The sequence below is a fragment of the Streptomyces sp. NRRL B-24085 genome, assembly GCF_001282115.1.
Lineage (GTDB): Bacteria > Actinomycetota > Actinomycetes > Streptomycetales > Streptomycetaceae > Streptomyces.
The window spans coordinates 1-2,488 of the sequence record NZ_LJBR01000543.1; the positions used below are offsets into that span (position 1 = coordinate 1).

General features: G+C 68.6%; 1 protein-coding gene. It reads left to right on the forward strand.

All coding sequences use genetic code 11. The features are described from left to right. The first annotated feature begins 180 nt into the window (after positions 1 to 180). Complete coding sequence (locus AOJ26_RS38985) at positions 181 to 2,352, forward strand: MMPL family transporter (protein WP_053853073.1); 2,172 nt, start codon at positions 181 to 183, stop codon at positions 2,350 to 2,352. Positions 2,353 to 2,488: the final 136 nt, after the last annotated feature.

Below are 2,488 nucleotides of genomic sequence, written 5' to 3' on the forward strand. Positions count from 1 at the left end.
CCGTCCGGGCGGACTGGTCCCCGGTCAAGCGATCTTGATCGGTGATCTCTAGGATGAGAGCTCAAGACAACCATTCCGGCCGGTCCGACGGGGGGAACCCAGAGGGACCGCCGGGGGTCGCCGATGCCAGGGTCCGCTCCCCGGGCTGCGGTGATCTTCCTTCCCAGGAGGACCTTCCGCATGTTCCGACGTATTGGCAACGTAGTCGTCCGACATCCCGTCTGGACGATCGTTGCGTGGTTGATCGCCGCTGTCGCGATCGTGGCCACTGCCCCGAGCCTGCCCTCGAACAGCGACGAGAGCAGTTTTCTCCCCAAGAGTTACGAGTCCATCAAAGCGGCCGAGGTCCAGGAGAAGGCGTTCCCCAGCGCCTTCACCCCGTCCGCGATCGCGCTGTACCAGCGCACCGACGGCGGCAAGCTGACCGCCGCCGACCAGAAGGACGTCGCCCGGATCACCTCCGAGCTGGGCAAGAAGAAGATCGACCAGGTGCAGAAGGTCGTCCCCGGCCAGCCGTCCTCGGACGGCAGGTACGCCCTCACCCTGGTCCAGATGGACAGCAAGAAGGCCGGCCAGCCCGAACAGGCCGACGCGGCCAAGGTGTTGCGCGACGACGTCAAGCAGCTCGCCAAGGGCACGGACCTCGAGGTCAAACTCGGCGGTTCCGCCGCCCAGGCCCTCGACCAGCAGGACTCGTCCAAGCGCGGCGAGGCCCTGATCGGCATCGGCACCTTCGTCATCATCCTGGTGACGCTGCTGATCATCTTCCGGGCGCCGATCCTGGCCGTCCTGCCGCTGATCACGATCGGCCTGGTGTCGGCGATCGCCAACGGGCTGATCGCGTACGCCACCAAGCTGTTCGACCTCCAGGCCAACAGCTCGATCTCGTCGATCCTGATCGTCGTGCTCTTCGGCGTGGGCACGGACTACTTCCTGTTCCTGATGTTCCGCTACCGCGAACGCCTGCGCCTCGGCGACGAACCGAAGCAGGCCATGATCAACGCGGTCGACCGGGTCGGCGAGGCCATCGCCTCCGCCGCCGGAGCGGTCATCATCGCGTTCCTCGCGCTGGTCCTGTCGACGCTGGGCTTCCTCAAGCAGATGGGCCCGGCGCTCGCGATCGCGGTCACCGTCACCCTGATCGCCGGTCTGACACTGATCCCGGCCGTCGTCTCCCTCATCGGCCCGAAGGTCTTCTGGCCGTCGAAGTCCTGGCAGCGCGAGCCGGAGAACGCCCGGTTCGCCGCCCTGGGCCGTGGGGTGCGCAACCGTCCGGCGCTCACCGCCGCGCTCTCCGGAATCGTCCTGCTGGTGCTCTCGCTCGGGACGTTCGGGTACAACGCCACGTTCGACCTGGCGTCCGGCTCCATGCCCAAGACCAAGGAGTCGATGGTCGTCCAGGACGAGATGCAGAAGGCGTACTCGGCGGGTGCCGCCGCGCCGACCGACGTCTACCTGTCCAGCACCGACGGCAAGCCGCTCGACAAGACGGCCTTCGACGCGTACGTGAAGAAGCTCGGGGCCGTGGACGGGGTCGCGAACGCCCGGCAGTCGCAGGTGAGCAAGGACGGTACCACCGCCGACTTCACCGTCACCCTCAAGTACGAGGCGTCCACGGACAAGGCCATCGAGACGGTGGGCCGGGTCCGCGAGGTCGCGCACTCCGACGCCCCGGCCGGCACCGAGGCCCTGGTCGGCGGAATGTCCTCGATCTTCAAGGACATCGACACGGCGGTCAACCACGACTACCGGACGGTCTTCCCCGTCGCCGCCGCGCTCATCATGCTCATCCTGGGTCTGCTGCTGCGCAGTGTGGTGGCCCCCCTGTACCTGATGGCGTCGGTGGGTCTCGGCTTCGGCGCCACGCTCGGTGCCACGGTCTGGATCTTCCAGGACGGACAGGGACACTCGGGCCTGATGTTCATGCTGCCGGTGATCATGTACCTGTTCGTGGTCGCCATCGGCACGGACTACAACATCCTCATGATCGCCCGGCTGCGGGAGGAGGCCCGTGAGGGCCGCGAACCCCGTGAGGCGGCCGGTATGGCCCTGCGGCACGCCGGTCCCACGGTGGCCGCGGCGGGCTTCATCCTGGCGGCGACCTTCGCCACGATGATGCTGGCCGGCAACGCCCTGCTGACGGAGATGGGCTTCGCGGTCTCCTTCGGCATCGCCGTCGCCGCCTTCGTCATGGCGATGTTCTTCACCCCCAGCCTCACCGCCCTGATCGGCCACGCGGCCTGGTGGCCGGGGCACGCGGACCGGGCGAAGGAGACGCCCGCCGCCCCCGCTCCGGTCTCCGGCGGTGACCGGGAGACCGAGGTGCAGGACGCGGCCGGCCGCCGCAACTGACACCACCGGACAGGACGGCGTCCGACCGGGCCACGTGGCCCGGTCGGACGCCGTCGTTCGTCCCGGTCCGCCACCGCGCCGGACGCGGCCCGTCTCTGCCACCCTTGACCCCGTGCCGAACCTCCCTCCCGTCACC

What these genes read in the sequence shown, in the direction of transcription:
- AOJ26_RS38985 (WP_053853073.1), top strand. Translation starts at nt 181, where the DNA reads ATGTTCCGACGTATTGGCAACGTAGTCGTCCGACATCCCGTCTGGACG.